14 protein-coding genes and 1 pseudogene are annotated in these 15,303 nt (G+C 72.6%); 5 read left to right on the top strand and 10 right to left on the bottom strand.

The genetic code is table 11. The features are described from left to right. Nucleotides 1–4: 4 nt before the first annotated feature. From ABZX61_RS07050 to ABZX61_RS07040, 3 genes are all read right to left on the bottom strand, one after another. Nucleotides 5–1,552, bottom strand: coding sequence for an alkaline phosphatase D family protein (locus ABZX61_RS07050; RefSeq protein WP_355192187.1), 1,548 nt, complete (start codon nt 1,550–1,552; stop codon nt 5–7). A gap of 118 nt (nt 1,553–1,670) precedes the next feature. After that, on the bottom strand, nt 1,671–2,270 hold the full coding sequence (locus ABZX61_RS07045; protein ID WP_355192185.1) for an HAD family phosphatase: 600 nt from the start codon (nt 2,268–2,270) through the stop codon (nt 1,671–1,673). Continuing rightward, entirely contained in the window at nt 2,267–3,088 is an 822-nt protein-coding gene (locus ABZX61_RS07040; RefSeq protein ID WP_350726716.1) for a hypothetical protein, read from the bottom strand. Before ABZX61_RS07040 ends, ABZX61_RS07045 begins: the two co-directional genes overlap by 4 nt. A 148-nt stretch (nt 3,089–3,236) precedes the next feature. Between ABZX61_RS07040 and arfB the strand changes: the two genes are divergently transcribed. After that, a complete protein-coding gene (arfB, locus tag ABZX61_RS07035) occupies nt 3,237–3,644 on the top strand; it encodes an alternative ribosome rescue aminoacyl-tRNA hydrolase ArfB (RefSeq protein ID WP_185073280.1) in 408 nt (135 codons plus the stop codon). A gap of 32 nt (nt 3,645–3,676) precedes the next feature. Here arfB and ABZX61_RS07030 read toward each other — a convergent pair whose 3' ends face one another. Next, nucleotides 3,677–4,135, bottom strand: a complete 459-nt coding sequence (locus ABZX61_RS07030; protein ID WP_355192182.1) for an NUDIX hydrolase — start codon at nt 4,133–4,135, stop codon at nt 3,677–3,679. 77 nt (nt 4,136–4,212) lie between these two features. On the opposite strand from ABZX61_RS07030, the gene ABZX61_RS07025 reads away from it, so the two are divergent. From ABZX61_RS07025 to ABZX61_RS07015, 3 genes are all read left to right on the top strand, one after another. Then, complete coding sequence (locus ABZX61_RS07025; protein WP_355192180.1) at nt 4,213–5,139, top strand: acyl-ACP desaturase; 927 nt, start codon at nt 4,213–4,215, stop codon at nt 5,137–5,139. A 64-nt stretch (nt 5,140–5,203) separates the two neighbouring features. Continuing rightward, nucleotides 5,204–7,171 carry an AarF/UbiB family protein gene (locus tag ABZX61_RS07020; protein ID WP_355192178.1) on the top strand — a complete coding sequence of 656 codons (1,968 nt, stop codon included), beginning with the start codon at nt 5,204–5,206 and terminating at the stop codon, nt 7,169–7,171. Nucleotides 7,172–7,273: 102 nt separating this feature from the next. Then, on the top strand, nt 7,274–7,807 hold the full coding sequence (locus tag ABZX61_RS07015) for an NAD(P)H-dependent oxidoreductase (protein ID WP_350726709.1): 534 nt from the start codon (nt 7,274–7,276) through the stop codon (nt 7,805–7,807). A 6-nt stretch (nt 7,808–7,813) separates the two neighbouring features. Here the strand turns inward: ABZX61_RS07015 and ABZX61_RS07010 are convergent, their stop codons facing one another. From ABZX61_RS07010 to ABZX61_RS07000, 3 genes are read right to left on the bottom strand one after another with little or no spacing between them, the layout of a single operon-like run. Beyond that, nucleotides 7,814–8,998, bottom strand: coding sequence for a GEVED domain-containing protein (locus ABZX61_RS07010; RefSeq protein WP_355192176.1), 1,185 nt, complete (start codon nt 8,996–8,998; stop codon nt 7,814–7,816). 32 nt (nt 8,999–9,030) lie between these two features. Then, complete coding sequence (locus ABZX61_RS07005) at nt 9,031–10,224, bottom strand: NAD(P)-binding domain-containing protein (protein ID WP_355192174.1); 1,194 nt, start codon at nt 10,222–10,224, stop codon at nt 9,031–9,033. Between the two features lie 20 nt (nt 10,225–10,244). Next, nucleotides 10,245–11,309, bottom strand: a complete 1,065-nt coding sequence (locus ABZX61_RS07000) for an ATP-grasp domain-containing protein (RefSeq protein ID WP_355192172.1) — start codon at nt 11,307–11,309, stop codon at nt 10,245–10,247. 173 nt (nt 11,310–11,482) lie between these two features. Between ABZX61_RS07000 and ABZX61_RS06995 the strand changes: the two are divergent. Then, a pseudogene (locus ABZX61_RS06995) lies at nt 11,483–12,205 on the top strand (glycosyl hydrolase); the annotation flags it as partial. Nucleotides 12,206–12,414: 209 nt separating this feature from the next. On the opposite strand, the gene ABZX61_RS06990 reads toward ABZX61_RS06995, so the two are convergent. The 3 genes from ABZX61_RS06990 to ABZX61_RS06980 are packed head-to-tail and all read right to left on the bottom strand — an operon-like array spanning nt 12,415 to nt 15,301. Further along, nucleotides 12,415–13,614 (bottom strand): glycosyltransferase, encoded by a 1,200-nt coding sequence (locus ABZX61_RS06990; RefSeq protein ID WP_355192170.1) that lies wholly within the window; start codon nt 13,612–13,614, stop codon nt 12,415–12,417. Then, nucleotides 13,605–14,735 (bottom strand): GNAT family N-acetyltransferase, encoded by a 1,131-nt coding sequence (locus tag ABZX61_RS06985; protein WP_355192168.1) that lies wholly within the window; start codon nt 14,733–14,735, stop codon nt 13,605–13,607. Before ABZX61_RS06985 ends, ABZX61_RS06990 begins: the two co-directional genes overlap by 10 nt. After that, on the bottom strand, nt 14,732–15,301 hold the full coding sequence (locus ABZX61_RS06980; RefSeq protein WP_355192166.1) for a hypothetical protein: 570 nt from the start codon (nt 15,299–15,301) through the stop codon (nt 14,732–14,734). Before ABZX61_RS06980 ends, ABZX61_RS06985 begins: the two co-directional genes overlap by 4 nt. Nucleotides 15,302–15,303: the final 2 nt, after the last annotated feature.

Below are 15,303 nucleotides of genomic sequence, written 5' to 3'. Positions count from 1 at the left end.
ACGTTCAGCCGACGCGCGGTGCGCCCGCCCGGCCGGCGGCCGCGGGACCGGTGGTCGCGGGGATGGTGAGCCGGTGAGCGGTCTTCGCCTGCGCGCCCCGCCGGGAGATGTAGTCCAATGTCCGGTAATCGACGGAAAGCTCATCCCGGGTCAGCCGCGCCATCAGATACCCCCGCCGCTGGTCGATGAAGGAGATGTGCGGGTTCTCCTGCAGCGCCTCCGCGATCCACGTCCGGTCCCGGTACCCGTCGCCGTCGCTCGCGATCGACGAGGCGATCAGCTCCTTGGCCACCACCGGCGAGTCCGGGTCGTCGAAGTCGGTCTTGAGCTCGGCCAGGTGGTGCATGTGCGCGTCCCCCGTCAGCACCACCGGGTTCTCGGTGCCCGCCAGCGATCCCAGCAGCCGCGTCCGCTCGGCGGCGTACCCGTCCCAGGAGTCCAGGTTCACCTCGCGCCCGGGCCCTACCTTGTAGTCGCGCTGCGCCATCATGATCTGCTGCCCGAGCAGGTTCCAGCGGGTGGTGGAGCCGCGCAGGCCGCTCTCCAGCCAGCGCCACTGGTCGGACCCGAGCAGCGTCCGCCCCGACGCCAGCCGGTCGTCGCACCCGGCCCGCACGCCGTCCAGGCACGCCTGGTCGTCGCGGAACTGCCGGGTGTCCAGCAGGTGGAAGCGGGCCAGCGTCCCCCAGGAGATCCGCCGGTTCACCCTGAGCACCGCCCCCTGGAGGCTGGCGCGGCGCAGCGGCATGTTCTCGTAGTACGCCCGGAACGCGTGCGTCCTGCGCGTGGTGAAGCCGGGCGCGTTCGTGCTGGAGACGGGGCCGGCCCAGTTGTTCTCCACCTCGTGGTCGTCGAACGCCACCAGCCACGGCGCCACCGCGTGCGCGGCCTGCAGGTCATGGTCGCTCTTGTACTGGGCGTGCCGCAGCCGGTAGTCGGCGAGCGTCTCGCACTTGCCGGGCGTGTGGGTGCGTACGCGGCCGGCCAGCGCCGTGTAGCCGCTGGGGCCGTACTCGTACATGTAGTCGCCGAGGAACACCACCAGGTCGGGCTCCTGCTCGGCCAGGCGGCGGTAGGCCGTGTAGTAGCCGTGCTCGTAGTGCGCGCACGCCGCCACCGCGAAGTTGAGCGGCGTCTCCCCGGCGGGGGTCGTCCTGGTGCGGGCCGCCGGGGAGAGCCTGCCCTCGCTTCTGAAGCGGTAGAAGTACTCGCGCCCCGGCTCCAGCCCGTCCAGCTCGACGTGGACGCTGTGGGCGTCGCGCGACCTGGCGGTGGCCGTACCGGACCTGACGATCTTGGAGAAGCGCTCGTCGGCCGAGACCTGCCAGTCCACGTCCACGTCACGGGCGGGCATGCCGCCGCGGCCGTCGCCGGCCAGCGGGTCGGGCGCCAGCCTGGTCCACAGGACGAAGCCGTCGGCCGACGGGTCGCCGGAGGCCACGCCCAGCGTGAACGGGTCGGATCTGAGGGTTCTGGCCGCTGCCGCCGGTGTGGCGGTCTGGGGGAGGAGGAGTCCGGCTGTCGCCGCTGTCAGGAAGGCTCTGCGGTCCACGTTCACAGGTATGTCCGCCCGCGCTGACCCGGCCGTGACAGCCGAGTCAAGCACGGGTGAACAGCATCAGTCGTCCTGTTCGCGAGGTTTGGCCTCGGCCGATGACCTCACTGAGCGTTCATCCGATGGCTCCGTGAACGCCAGACAACGTTCCGCGGAGCGTGGCCGCGTCCGTGAAGTGCACGCCGGTCATGCCCGCGCGCTCGGCGCCCTCGACGTTCTCCTCGCGGTCGTCGATGAAGACGACCTCGGACGGGTCGGCGCCCAGCGCGCGGGCCATCGCGTCGTAGATCTCCCGGTCGGGTTTGACCAGGCCCATCCTGCCGCTGTAGAAGCGGTGGCCGACCTCGGCGATCCAGGGCAGCTCGTCCAGGCCGTCGCCGACGCAGACGGGCATGTTGGACAGCAGCGCCACGTCACGCCCGGCCCCGATCAGCTCGCCGAGCAGGGTGATCGTGCTCTCGTTCGGGTACGCCCAGCTCGCGACGTCCATGGCGACCAGGCGGGCGAGCTCGGTCCGGGTGACGGGCCGGTCCAGCACGGCCGACCAGTAGTCCAGCGGGCCCAGGCTCCCCCGGTCGAACTCCAGGCGGTGCTCCCAGTAGCCGTGCCGGAACGCGTCCGGGTCCGCGCCCACCGCCCGCGCCATGGCCTCGTTGTCGGACTCGAGCTGGGGCAGGCACAGGACGCCGCCGTAGTCGAACACAATCCACGTCATGCCAGGAATGGTCGCAGATGCGGGTCGAGCGCCGGGCAACCTAGGTACTTCTCGACCGTGTGAAAATCGAGCCAGTCCAGGTTGACCAGCTCTTCGGCGTCGATGCCGGTGAAGCTGACGGCCAGATTGGGCGGGATGGCGGCGATGTCGTCCTTGTCGGCGATGTTCACCCAGCGCCTGACGCCCGGGGGGCGTTCGCCGTGGCCGTTGATGGGGGCGGGCAGGAGGCGCTCGAAGACGACGTTGCGCATGCCGAGCGGGCTGCCCAGGGTGACCAGGAGGTCGATCCGCAGGCTGGGGTCGCCCCACAGCGTCTCGTACGCGACCACGCTGCCGAGCGAGTGGGCGATCACCACCTTGGGCCGGTTGCGCCTGATCGCGTCGGCCACGGCCTGCCGGCACCTCTCGCGCTTGCCCTCGTCCGTGAGGTACGCCGCCACCTCCGGCGCGAACAGCTTGGCGAACGCCGCCGACCTGCCGTCCAGCCGGTCGAGCAGCCAGCCGGTGAACGTCTTGAGCGCCCCCGTCACGTGCTCGCCCACGCCCAGGTTCTTCGCCCAGGCGACGAGCACCTGCTGGATCTGGCCCTCCGTCGCCGCGGCGGCCCTCGCCTCCTCCTCGCCGCCCTTTCCGCTGTGCAGGTGGTGCGAGAAGTAGGCGACCTCGCTGAAGTACGGCCGCGCCTCGCCCCCCAGCGCCACCTGCAGATAGCGGTCCCACTTGACCCGCATGGCCTCGGCCGCCCCGGTCGCGGACCGTCCGGCCTCGAGGTAGTAGTTGTACTTGCCGATCCCGTGCACACCGACGATCGCGGTCACAGTGCCTCCCCCACCCGTGATTTTCACGCGCGATAGTGGCACACGTCACTTGCAGTCCGCCATCGAGAAAACCGGGAAAATGCCGTTGCGCGCGGCATAGATCGCCCCATTTACTGTTAATGCTGGTGAGAGAACAGGAGTCCCGCCCATGCCCGGCCCGCTGATCGTCAACGACTCGATCGTCATTCCCGACGTCGAGCTCGTCTGGCGTTTCTCACGTTCGTCGGGCCCCGGTGGCCAGGGCGTCAACACCACCGACAGCCGCGTGGAGCTCGTCTTCGACGTGGCCGCCAGCACCGCGCTGCCGCCCGCGCTCAAGGCCAGGGCGCTCGACCGGCTGGGCTCCCCGACGATCACGATCGCCGCCTCCGAATACCGCTCCCAGCTGCGCAACCGGGAGGCCGCGGCGCACCGCCTGGCCCAGCGCCTGCGCGAGGCCATCGCCCCGCCGCCGAAGCGCCGCCGCCCGACCAAGCCCAGCCGCGGCGCCGTCGAGCGCCGCATCGCCGCGAAGAAGCAGCGCTCCGACCTGAAGCGCCTGCGCCGCGAACCCTAGCGGGGCTGTGAGCCCCGACCGAGCCCCCAGCCCTAACCGGGCCCTGAGCCCTGGCCGATCAGGCGGGGCAGGTCCGTGATGGTGGTCGACAGGTAGTCCGCCACCGGCTCGGGGACCAGGTGCCGGGAGGTGATCTCCGAACGGTTCAGCCGTACCCGCTCCACCTCGTACAGCCCCCGCGACGGGTCCTCGAACTCGGGCCCGTGCCGCAGCCCCGGATCCATCGCCACCAGGCGGCAGCCGTAGACATGCTGCGTCTTGAGCTCGCCCTGCCACGGGTAGGACAGCGTGACCAGGGGCGTCACCGCCGAGACGGTCGCGCCCAGCTCCTCGAGCAGCTCCCGGTGCAGGGTGTGCTCCAGCGTGTCGTCCCCCGGTTCGACATGCCCTCCGGGGATGCTCCAATAGACGTCGCGTCCCGGAACCGTACGACGGAAGATCACCAGCCACTCGTCGTGGTCGAGCAGGACACCGCGGACACTGGGTCGCATAGGGACACCCTATTTGACCGGTATGTCCTTCCGGTAGCCTAACCTACGGTACCGTAACCTGAAGGAGAAGATCTTTTATGGCGATGACTCAGACGGAGCTGCTGCACGAGCTGGAGCCCGTGGTGGCCGTGGAGCTCGACCGCCATCACACGATGGCGAAAGAGTGGTTCCCGCACGAGTACATCCCGTGGAGCGAGGGCCGCGACTTCGACGGCATCTACGGGGGCGAGGCGTGGCAGGAAGGCGACTCCAAGATCCCCGAGGCGGCCCGCATCTCGCTCATCGTCAATCTCCTGACCGAGGACAACCTCCCCAGCTACCACCACGAGATCGCCAGCACGTTCGGCCGCGACGGCGCCTGGGGCACCTGGGTGCACCGCTGGACGGCCGAGGAGGACCGCCACGGCACCGCGCTCCGCGACTACCTCACGGTCACCCGCGCCGTCGATCCCGTGGCGCTCGAGCGCGCCCGCATGCACCACATGGAGAACGGCTTCACCACCGAGTACGGCACCATGCTCCAGCAGCTCGCGTACGTCTCCTTCCAGGAGCTGGCCACCCGCATCGCGCACCGCAACACCGGCAAGGCCTCCGGCGACGAGGGCTGCGAGCGCCTGCTCGCCAGGATCGCCGCCGACGAGAACCTGCACATGCTCTTCTACCGCAACCTGCTCAAGGCCGCCTTCGAGCTGGACCCCAACCAGACCATGCGCGCGGTGACCGACGTCGTCACCACGTTCCAGATGCCGGGCTCGGGCATCGAGGGGTTCACCCGCAAGGCCATGATCATCGCGAACGAGGGCATCTACGACCTGCGCCTGCACCTGGACGACGTGCTGATGCCGGTGCTGAAGCAGTGGTCGGTGTTCGACAAGACCGGGCTGGACGCCGAGGGCGAGCAGGCCCGCGAGGAGCTGTCCGCGTTCCTGGCCAGGACCGAGACCACGGCCGCCAGGTTCGTCGAGCGCCGCGAGGAGCGCCGGGCGCGCGCCGCCGCCCGCTGATCGGGGCCCCAAGGCACGTCGCTGCCATCCGGCGAGGAGCGCCGCCGTGGAATGATCCTGCCCTATGGATCTCCCCACCCAGCTGTTCCTCAGCGTCTTCACGCTCCTGATGATCATCGGCCTGGCCACGGCGGCGCAGCGCCTGCTGGGCGTCAGGTTCGGCAGGCTGCGCACGTTCCTGGCCGCGCTGGTCGCCTTCGGGCTGGCACAGCCGATGCTGGAGCCGATCCTGACCTCGCTCGGCCCCATCGGCCGCGAGAACCCGCCCGCCGCGCCGGCGCTGGGGATCCTGCTGCTCATCGTCATGAGCGTGGTGCTGATCCCCATGGTGATCCTGGTGATCGCCGAGGCACTGGTGCCGCCGGGCTCGGTGCCGGGGCCGCTGGAGCTCGTCAGGTCCGTACGCGGCCGCCTCTCCCGGGCCAGGCGCTACTCGCAGATCACCAGGATCGCCATCAAGCACGGCCTCGGCCCGTACCTGCGCGGCCGGGGCGAGCGGCTCGACGACCGCCCGGGGAAGGTGCGGCTGGCCAGGTCACTGCGCGAGGCCCTCGACGAGGGCGGCGCCACGTTCGTCAAGCTCGGCCAGGTCCTGTCCACCCGGCGCGACCTGCTGCCCGCCGAGTTCGTCGAGGAGCTGGGCCGGCTGCAGGACCAGGTCGCCCCGGCGCCGTGGCCGGAGATCGAGCCGGTGCTCGCCGCCGAGCTGGGCGGGCCGGTGGACGAGGCGTTCGCCGAGTTCGACCGGACGCCGCTGGCCGCCGCCTCCATCGGGCAGGTCCACGCCGCCCGCCTGCACTCGGGCGAGAGCGTCGTGGTCAAGGTGCTGCGGCCGGGCATCTGGCCGGTGGTCTCGAAGGATCTCGACATCGTCCGGCGGCTGGCGGCCACGCTGGAGTCCAGGACCCGCTGGGGCCGCTCGCTCGGGCTGCGCGACCTGGCCGACGGGTTCGCGACGGCGATCCGCGAGGAGCTCGACTTCCGGGTGGAGGCGGCCAACATGGCGGCCGTCACCGCCGGCGGCGGTGTCACGTACCCCGCCCCGATCAGCGCCATGTGCACCGAACGCGTGCTCGTCATGCGGCGCCTGTCCGGCCGGCCCGTCACCGCCGCCGCCCCGGAGCAGGGCCCGCAGCTGGCCCGCGACCTGCTCGACTGCCTGCTCAGGCAGATCCTGATCGAGGGCGTCTTCCACGCCGACCCGCATCCCGGCAACCTCATGCTGCTCGACGACGGCACGCTGGGGCTGCTCGACTTCGGCGCGGTCGGGCGGCTCGACGACTCCCTGCGCTCGGCGCTGCGGCGCTTCCTGCTCGCCATGAACCGCCAGGACCCGCTGGGCGTCACCGACGCGCTGCTCGAGGTCGTGCCCAGGCCGGAGGACATCGACGAGGCCGCGCTCGAACGGGCGCTCGGCCAGTTCATGGCCAGGCACGTGACGGCCGGCATGGACAGCGCGCAGATGTTCACCGACCTGTTCAGGATCGTCTCGGCGTACGGGCTGTCGATCCCGCCCGAGGTGGCCGCCGTCTTCCGCGCGCTGGCCACGCTGGAGGGCACGCTCGTGCGCCTCTCCCCCGGGTTCGACCTCATCGGCGAGGCCCGGTCGTTCGCCGGCCGCCATCTCGCCGAGCGGATCACCCCGGAGACGATCAAGGAGTCCGCCACCCAGGAGCTGGTCGCGCTGCTGCCGATGCTGCGCCGCCTGCCGCGCCGCGTCGAGCGCATCGCGAGCGCCGCCGAGCACGGCCGGTTCTCCATGAACGTGCGGCTGCTGGCCGACGAGCGCGACCGCCGCTACGTGACGGGCCTGCTCCACCAGGTGCTGCTGACGGTGCTCGGCGCCACGGCCGGGGTGATGGCGGTCATCCTCCTCGGGACGGCCGGCGGCCCGCCGGCGCTGGCGAACACCACGCTGTTCCAGCTCATCGGCTACAACCTGCTGGTGATCGCCGCCATCCTGGTGCTGCGCGTCCTGGCCCTGATCTTCCGCCGCCCGCGCGCCTCGGACGATCATCCGGCGCGGCGATAGGACGCGAACGGGCCCCAGTCGTGTCTTGACCCGGCGCTGGTCTTGGACATCCGAGACATCGGGCAGGTTCCTGGAAACTTCGGAACCGCTCGGGAGCAGAGGGTGAAAATCATCGGGATCGCCGCCAGTCTCCACGCGGGGTCGTTTATCAACAAATTGCTGGACGCGGCGGGTGGCGAGCTGCCCGTGGGCGTCGATTTCGCGGTGTGGCCGGGGCTGGGCGAGATCCCGCCGTACGCGCACGGGCCGGTGCCGGTCATGGCGCGCGAGCTCATCGGGCTGGTCGCCGCGTCCGACGCGGTGCTGCTGACCGCCCCCGAGCACAGCCTGCTGCCCGAGGAGCTGACGTACGCGCTGGACTGGATGTCGGCGCGCAACGGGCTGTCGGGCAAGCACGTGGCGGTGATGAGCGCGAGCGCGCGGGCGTGCGGCGCGATGTGGGCCCAGGCGGAGCTCTACAAGCACCTTCAGGCGGCGGGCGCCGTCGTGATGGGGGCCGAGCTGGTGATCTCCCCGGCCTGCCCGCACTTCGACAAGGACGGCCATCTCACGGATCCCGCCCTGCGCGCCCAGGTGCGCAGGGTGATCGGCCAGCTGTGCCCCTCCGAGGTCATGGAGCCCGCGCTCTCGCTCTGACCCTCCTCAGTCCTTCGCCGGCGACGCGTCGTCCGCCGGGCGGACGAGCTCGATCCGGTGGTCCTCGACCTCGCCGCTGTCGGCCCATCCCGAGGGCAGGGCCGTCGCCTGGGCGGCCAGGCGCAGCCGCATCCAGGTGAGGCCGGTGCGGAATGTCTGCGGCAGGCTCCAGCGCAGCTCCGCGGTGGTGGCGTCCTTGGCGACCTGCGCGGTGGCCCGCTCGTCGGTGTCGAAGCGGCCGTCGTGGTCGGCGTCGATCCACCCGGTGAGGTACGCGGGCGACCCGGCCCGTACGGGCACCGTCAGCGTGCCGGCCCGGTCCTTGACGGTGATCTCCGCCGGGGAGCCGGTCACGGCGTCGTCCTCGTCGGCGCTCACCTCGCGGGCCGCCGTGCTCACCTCGTCCAGATGGTCGGCGGTCGCGGAGGCCCCCAGGAAGGAGTCGGTGATCGCGTGGGAGGCCGCTCCGTACGAGGCGGGCGCGTCGGAGTCGTCCTCGGCCAGCGTGATCTTGAACGCGGCCCACAGCTGCGTGCCCGGGCCCCCGAGCGCGTAGCGCACGTCACGGGCGCTCAGCCGGATCGTGAACGCGGTGACGGTGCCCTTCACCTTGGCCGTGCCGCAGGTGTAGACGACCCCGCAGGTGGTGGACTTGACGGGACGGACCGCTTCCGGCTCGATCGAGTCCGCCGTGACCCGGTAGCCGGGGAAGCCGGCCGCCGCGGAGAAGGCGGGCGTGGCCGGGGTCCCGTCGACCAGGTCGATGGCGGGCCAGTAGTCGTCGCGGCCGCGCCTCGGGTCGCGCGACACGCCGCCCGTGCCGAACACGTGCAGGTGCGGGTCGCGTACCGGCCGGGAGAACGTGAACGTCAGCATGGCCACGCCGCTCCAGCCGCCGGGCCGGGCCGCGAAGTCCTCGTAGAGGTCCCTGAATCCCGCCGTCATCTTGGCGTTGGCCGGGACGAGGAATTCGTCGCCGGGCGCCCACGTGCTCGCGGTCAGCACCTCGGCGGAGGCGACGCGCGTCTCCCCGATCATGGTCTTGCGCACGGTCACCGTCACGCCGGACGGCGTCCGCCCCGAGGCCGTCGCCGGCGAGTTGGTGAAGGACGACGGCGCGTCCTCGGCGACGGCCCCCGGGACGCCGGCGAACACCGTGACCACGCAGGCCAGCACCACGTGAAGAACCATTCTCGCTCCCCCAGAAGCAGCTCTGCCCGGATTCACGCCCGAGCTCCCCGCAGGCGGCCCACCAGGCCCCTGGTCACACGGCGGGCGGCGAAGTCGCAGCCGCACACGAACCGCATGGCCGGTCCGAACGTCGCCGCCGCCGCGAGCCCGACCAGGTGCAGCCCCGCGACGGACGTCTCGAACGCGGGACCGAGCCGCGGCGCCGGGCCGGGCGCCGCCACCGCGCGCCGCAGGTCCTCGTGGAGGATCCCGATCCTGGCCACGTCCACCCGGTAGCCGGTCGCCGCGATGACGTGCTCGGTCTCGAGCATGGTGACCGCGCCCGCGAGGTCCCGCAGCCGCAGCCGGACCCCCTCGCGGTACTCGGAGGCGGCCAGCCGCGCCCCCAGGGTCACCTGCACGGCGCCGTCGAAGCGCTCCTTCAGCCACCAGGACCCGGCCGGTCCGAGGGTGTTGCGCACGATGTGGGCGCGGGCCGCCCGCGGCAGGTACCTGACCGCGTACGGCATCCGCGACCAGGCCACGGAGGGCCAGCCGCTCCCGAGCGCGGAGCGGGGCGCCAGCACGCGCGACATGACCCGGCGCCGCTCGACGGGCACGTCGTTCCAGGCCAGGGCGCCGGTGCGGGCGACGAGCCGGACGGCCGCCCCCGCCTCGGCCAGCAGCGTCGCGGTCTCCAGCGCCGACTGGCCGGCTCCCAGCACGGTCACGTCCCGTCCCGCGAACCCGCTCAGATCGTGGTGGTCGGAGCTGTGCGTGGCCACCTCGGGCGGCAACGCCGCCAGGGCGCGGGGCCGGTGGGCGAACGGCAGGAACCCCAGGGCCAGCACGACGGTCCTGGCCAGCACGGACGCGCCCGACGACAGGGAGAGCGCGAACAGCCCGCCCTCGACGCCGACGGCCGTCACCTCCGTCTCCTCCAGCGCCCGGCCGACCGCCTGCTGACGGAACCACCTGCCGTAGGCGACGAACCTCTCCACCGGCACCGGCTCCCCGTAGGAGTACCGGTGGAAGGCGTCGAGGCCGTGTCTGCGATCCGGGTCGCCGAGATGGGACGCGTCCGGCTCGGACTTCAGCAGCATGCCTCTGGGCATGTGGCGTTCCCACGACCGCATCGGCTCGCCGAACACCCGCGCGTCGAGCCCGGCGTGCAGCGCGTGCGCCGCCACCGACAGCCCGTACGGTCCGGCGCCCACGATCGCCACGTCGATGACCGAGGTAGGCACATTCTCCTCCATTCGCCGTGCTAGGCCCACTGCCGGGCCAGCCGGGTGAATCCGCGTTTCATCGCCTGCCTGGCCATGGCCACGAAGGGCCGGGGGTCGTCGGCGGACAGCCAGGCAAACTCGTCCGCCGAGCACAGGGCGCGCAGGCTCTTCGGGCCGGCGGTGATGAGGTCGTAGTTCTCCACCACGTAGGTCCGGCCGTGACCGGCCCGTCCCCGGGGCGCGCGCCGGCCGGACAGGTGCAGGTGGGCGGCCCGTACCAGGTCCAGGCCGCTGCTGTCGCTGAACAGCCGGAACTGGGCGCCGAGCCGGGGGTTGAAGTCCAGCAGGTGGTAGGCGTCCCGGCCGGCGTCGTGGCGGAAGTCGATGTCCAGCACGCCGCGGTAGCCCAGCCTCTCCGCCAGTTCGCGGGCGGTGCCCTCCACGACGGGGTTGGGCAGCCACCGCCCGTAGGTGGTGAGCCCGGCGCCCTTGGGATGGGCGCGCTCCTTGCGTCCCGCGCCGCCGTACAGGCAGCGGGAGTTCTCGTCGAAGTAGCCGTGGAAGAACCAGTCCGCGTGCGGCCCGCCGGGCACGAAGCGCTGGAACAGCAGGTCGCAGCCGTCCACGTGCTGGAGCAGCCGGGGCACCTGGCCGGCCCTCTGCACCAGGCTGGTGTTGCGCAGCCCGGCGCCGGCGGGCAGGAGCCACGGCTGCGCCCACTTGGCGACCAGCGGCAGCCCGAAGTCGGTGACGGCGGCCGCGGCGTCGCGTTCGCCGGTGATCAGCCGGGTCTCCGGCTGGACGACCCCGAACGCGGAACACAGCTGCGCCAGCAGGCTCTTGTCGGCGAGGGCGCGCGGCAGTCCGGGCACCTGGTCGGGGATGAGGTAGTGCGGGCGCAGCTCGGCCGCGTGCTCCGCGACGGCGATGGCGCCCGCGTCGTCCAGGGCCAGCAGGACGGCCGGGCGGCCGATGCTCTGGGCGACCTGCGTGAGCGTCCGCACGATGTCCCCGGGGTCCCCGCCGCGCGGCCACGCATGCGCGCGCGCCAGGTACTTGGAGCGGGAGGTCGGCGAGTCCGTCTCCCCGAGGAGCCCGTGCACCTCCACTCCGGCCCTGCCGAGGGAGCGAATGGCGCCGAGGGTCCCATGATGAAAGTTATTGGGGTCCAGTCGCAGCACAAGCGCCGGGACAGTGCAATCGAGCATCTTCCTTCTCCTTCGCGAAAAGCTATAAATCAGGCAAATCGCGAGTCGGATATCCGGATTGCCGAAACATGGGGTATGGAGAAGGAAGGAGAGGCGAGAATCGGGGATGTGCGATCGTGGCAGGAACGAGATATCTGCGCTTTTCGCTCGCGATAATCACGGGTGCGGCGGTGGCATCGGTCGGTCTGGGCGCGCCGGCGCCCGCTCCGGCGAGCGGTCCCCCGGCGCTGGGCGTCTTCCTCGCCTCCGACGCGCGCGGTCCCGAGCTCCTGACGGGCTTCGAGGCGTGGCTGGGGCTCAGGGTGACGGTCGGGCGCACCTATCTCCCCGGCGAACGCTGGAAGTCCCTCGAGGGGGGCGACTCCGAGATCCTCGACGCGTGGACGCGCTGGCGGGCCGCCCGGCCGGGCCGCGTCCTGGCGCTGAACGTGCCGATGGTCACTCCGAACGAGTCCATGATGTCCGACCTCGCCGTGGCGCGACGACTGGCCAAGGGGGCGCACGGCGCCCATGACGGCCGCTTCAGGAAGCTCGCCGGGAAGCTGGTCTCCTCCGGCGCCGGTGACACGATCATCGTGCTCGGCTGGGAGATGAACGGCACCACCTACTCCAGCAGGTGCGGACCCGACCCGGAGACGTGGAAGCAGTACTGGCGGCGCATCGTGAAGACCATGCGCGAGACGCCCGGCCAGCGCTTCCGCTTCGACTTCGCCCCCAGCCGCGGGCTCGACGCGGTGCCCTGGACGCAGTGCTACCCGGGTGACGACGTGGTCGACATCATCGGCATGGACAGCTACGACCAGGGGCCCGGGCACGAGTTCGCCGAATACATCGACCAGCCGTACGGCCTGCGGGCGCACGCCGACTTCGCCGCGCAGCACGGCAAGCCCATCTCGTTCCCCGAGTGGGGGCTGTTCCGCAACGGCGACCGTCCCGCCTACGTCGAGGGGATGCTCGACTGGATCGGTACTCACAACGTGGTCTATCACTCGATCTCCGATTACTGTCCGCACGGCGTCTGGCAGTGTTCGTCGAACCCCGGGTCGTCGGAGTCCTTCCGCAGGCGGCTGCTGGAGCACGCCTCCCCGCCCAGCACGGCCAGCGTGTGCGTGGCGAGCCCGTCCAGCGCGCCGTCCACGCCGAACCCGGCCGCCAGCGTGGCGGCGGCCACCCCCTCGGCACCGGCCAGCTCGGGCTGCCCGAGCCTGACCAGCAGCGCCTCGGCCAGCCCCGCGCTGTCCTCCGGCTGAACGAGCGCGCCGACTCCCCCGGTCACCACCTCGGTGAGCCCGGGCACCGCGCAGGCGACCACGGGCCTGCCCGTGGCCAGCGCCTCCAGCGCGGTGAGCGGCAGGCCCTCCCAGCGCGAGGGCAGCACCACCACGTCGGCGGCGGCGTACCAGGGCCGGGCGTCGGCCACGCCGCCGGCGAAGTGAACGCCGGGCACGGCCCGCGACCGCAGCGCGCGCAGCATCGGGCCGTCGCCGACGATGGCCAGCCGGGCCCGCCCGTCGCGGGCGGCGACGCGCTGCCAGGCCGACAGCAGCAGGTCCTGGCCCTTCTGGCGGGTGACCCTGCCCACGCAGACCGCCAGCGGCGTGTCCTCGGCGATGCCGTGGCGGGCGCGCGCCTCGGCCCGCTCCTGCGGCCCCGCCGGTCTGAAGCGGCGCAGGTCCACGCCGTTGCGCACCACGACGAGGTCGCCGGGCACGCCGTACCGTCTGGCCAGCGCGGCTTCGCCCTCGCCCACGCAGATCACCCGGTCGGACCAGCGCGCGGCCAGCCGTTCCCAGGTCAGCGCCGCGGCGGCGACTGGGCCCCGGGCGGCCAGCCAGGACCAGCCGTGCGGCTGGAAGAGCGTGGGCACCCGGCCCCTGAGCGCGGCCCGGCCCGCCAGCCCGGCCTTGGACGAGTGCAGGTGCACCGCGTCGGGGCCGAACTCACGCACGATCCGCCGCAGCCGCGCCGCCTGGACGACGTCGCCGAGCCCGGGCGCGCGGCCGGCCGTCCAGTCCAGCCGGGGCACGCCCAGCCGGTCCAGCTCGCCGGCCAGCGGGCCGGCCAGGACATCGGGCGGGGGGCAGGCGACCGCGACGCGCCAGCCCCGCCGTGCCTGGTCGGCGGCGGCCATGGCCACGTACGCCCCCACGCCGCCGTCCACCGGCTGCGTGACGTGCAGGACACTCGGTCTCACCGCCATGCCGAGACCTTCGCCGCCAGGCGCGGGCAGCGCCTCTTCAGCAGTTCCTTGCCCGTCTTGCTCACGCCCGCCAGCGCGGCGTAGGCGGCCGCGCGGGAGCCGCGCCCGAGCATCACCCGCCGGTTGACCACCGCTTCGGCCTCCCACCTGGCCTTGTGCGGCTCGGCGCCGCGCAGCATGCTGAGCACGGGCTTGCCCAGCCGGTGCGTCAGCTCCAGGTTGGTACGCAGCAGCATCGTGACCAGGTCCACCCGGGCCCGCAGGTCCGGGTGGACGCCGTACAGGTAGCCGCCCACGAAGTCCTTGCCGATCACCGCGAAGTCGCAGGCCAGCAGCCGCCCGTCCACCCGGTACTCCCACAGCGCCCCGTGGTTCTCCGCCACCAGCGCCTGCGCGGCCCCGGCCAGGTGGTCCAGGAAGCGCGGCTGTGTGTGCTGGGCGTTGATCCCCCGGCTCTTCCACTGCATGGTGTGCAACCGCAGCAGCTCGGCCGTCGACGTTCTGACCCGGTCCGCCTCGACCGTCGTCACCGACACGTTCAGGGCGTCGAGCTTGCGCAGCGCGGCCCGCACATGCTGGGCCCGGCGGCTCTGGAGCCCGGCGAGGACCTGCTCGATGGGTTGTCCGGGCAGCTGGAGGCAGGTGGAGGCGGGCAGCGTCCAGGCCCTGCCGTCCCAGATCTCCGCCAGGCGGCGGATCGCCGAGCCGGGCCGCGCCTCGGGCAGGTCGATGACGTCCCAGCCCGGCTGGGCGAGCAGCCCGGCGCGCAGCTCGCGCAGGCCCGCGTCGCCCTCGGAGTCGTCCACCACGATGTCCGTGAAGTCGGACTGCCCTCCGCCGACGGGTGTCAGCACCCGGCAGCCGAGCCGGTGCTCCAGCCTGAGCGGCGCGACCGCGACCAGGCGTCCGTCCCGGTGTGCCAGGAACACCCGCAGCCGCCCCGGGGTCCCGTAGACCCGCCACCAGGAGCTGAGCCAGCCGTACGACTGGAACGGCGTGGCGGCCGAGCTGCGCGCGTACAGATCCGCCCATTCCGCCGACAGCGCGGCCAGCTCCGCGCCCTCCCTGACGACCCGCAGCGTGAGCCCCGCGCGCGAGGTCCCCTGCCGGGCGGCCCTCACGCCGGCGCTCCGGTCAGCGCCGCCGGCTCCGGCCGCGCCTGAGGGCGGGCCTGCGGCGCGGCCAGCCGGACGAGGCCGGCCGCCAGGGCCGCCCCGCAGGCGCCGATGGCCACGCTGATCAGCGGCAGCGGGGACGAGGGGCGCAGCGGAGGCACCGCCGAGGCGAAAGGCACCAGCCGTACGCGGGTGTCGGCGGCATGGGCGTTGGCGTAGGCGATCAGCGCGGCGGCCGCCTGGTTGACGCGGTCGGCGGCCTCCCGCGCGCCGGTCGCCACGGAGGTGAGCCGCACCAGCGGGGCGTCGGGCGAGGCCGCGGCCCGCAGGCTGTCCGGCTCGTCCGCGGCGCGGACGAGGAAGCCGGGATGACTGGATATCCGTGCGTAGGCGGCGGCGAACCCGGCCGCCTGCGCCGGGTCACCGCCGGCCACCGCGACGTAGGCCTCGGCGGCGTAGACGGTGTCGCGGGCCAGCGCGTAGGCCATCCCGCCCAGCGCCCCGAGCGCCAGGGACAGCGGAAGCCACCATCGCACGAGCAGGCCCGTGATGCGGCCCCAGGTCCATGTCATCG

Origin of the sequence: Nonomuraea sp. NPDC003709, from assembly GCF_040610775.1 — a bacterium.
Lineage (GTDB): Bacteria > Actinomycetota > Actinomycetes > Streptosporangiales > Streptosporangiaceae > Nonomuraea > Nonomuraea angiospora_A.
Note: the sequence above shows the minus strand (reverse complement) of the source record. Positions and strands in the feature narration are given on the sequence as shown.

What these genes read in the sequence shown, in the direction of transcription:
- ABZX61_RS07045 (WP_355192185.1), bottom strand. Translation starts at nt 2,270, where the DNA reads ATGACGTGGATTGTGTTCGACTACGGCGGCGTCCTGTGCCTGCCCCAG.
- arfB (WP_185073280.1), top strand. Translation starts at nt 3,237, where the DNA reads ATGCCCGGCCCGCTGATCGTCAACGACTCGATCGTCATTCCCGACGTC.
- ABZX61_RS07030 (WP_355192182.1), bottom strand. Translation starts at nt 4,135, where the DNA reads ATGCGACCCAGTGTCCGCGGTGTCCTGCTCGACCACGACGAGTGGCTG.
- ABZX61_RS07025 (WP_355192180.1), top strand. Translation starts at nt 4,213, where the DNA reads ATGGCGATGACTCAGACGGAGCTGCTGCACGAGCTGGAGCCCGTGGTG.
- ABZX61_RS07020 (WP_355192178.1), top strand. Translation starts at nt 5,204, where the DNA reads ATGGATCTCCCCACCCAGCTGTTCCTCAGCGTCTTCACGCTCCTGATG.
- ABZX61_RS07010 (WP_355192176.1), bottom strand. Translation starts at nt 8,998, where the DNA reads ATGGTTCTTCACGTGGTGCTGGCCTGCGTGGTCACGGTGTTCGCCGGC.
- ABZX61_RS06990 (WP_355192170.1), bottom strand. Translation starts at nt 13,614, where the DNA reads ATGGCGGTGAGACCGAGTGTCCTGCACGTCACGCAGCCGGTGGACGGC.
- ABZX61_RS06980 (WP_355192166.1), bottom strand. Translation starts at nt 15,301, where the DNA reads ATGACATGGACCTGGGGCCGCATCACGGGCCTGCTCGTGCGATGGTGG.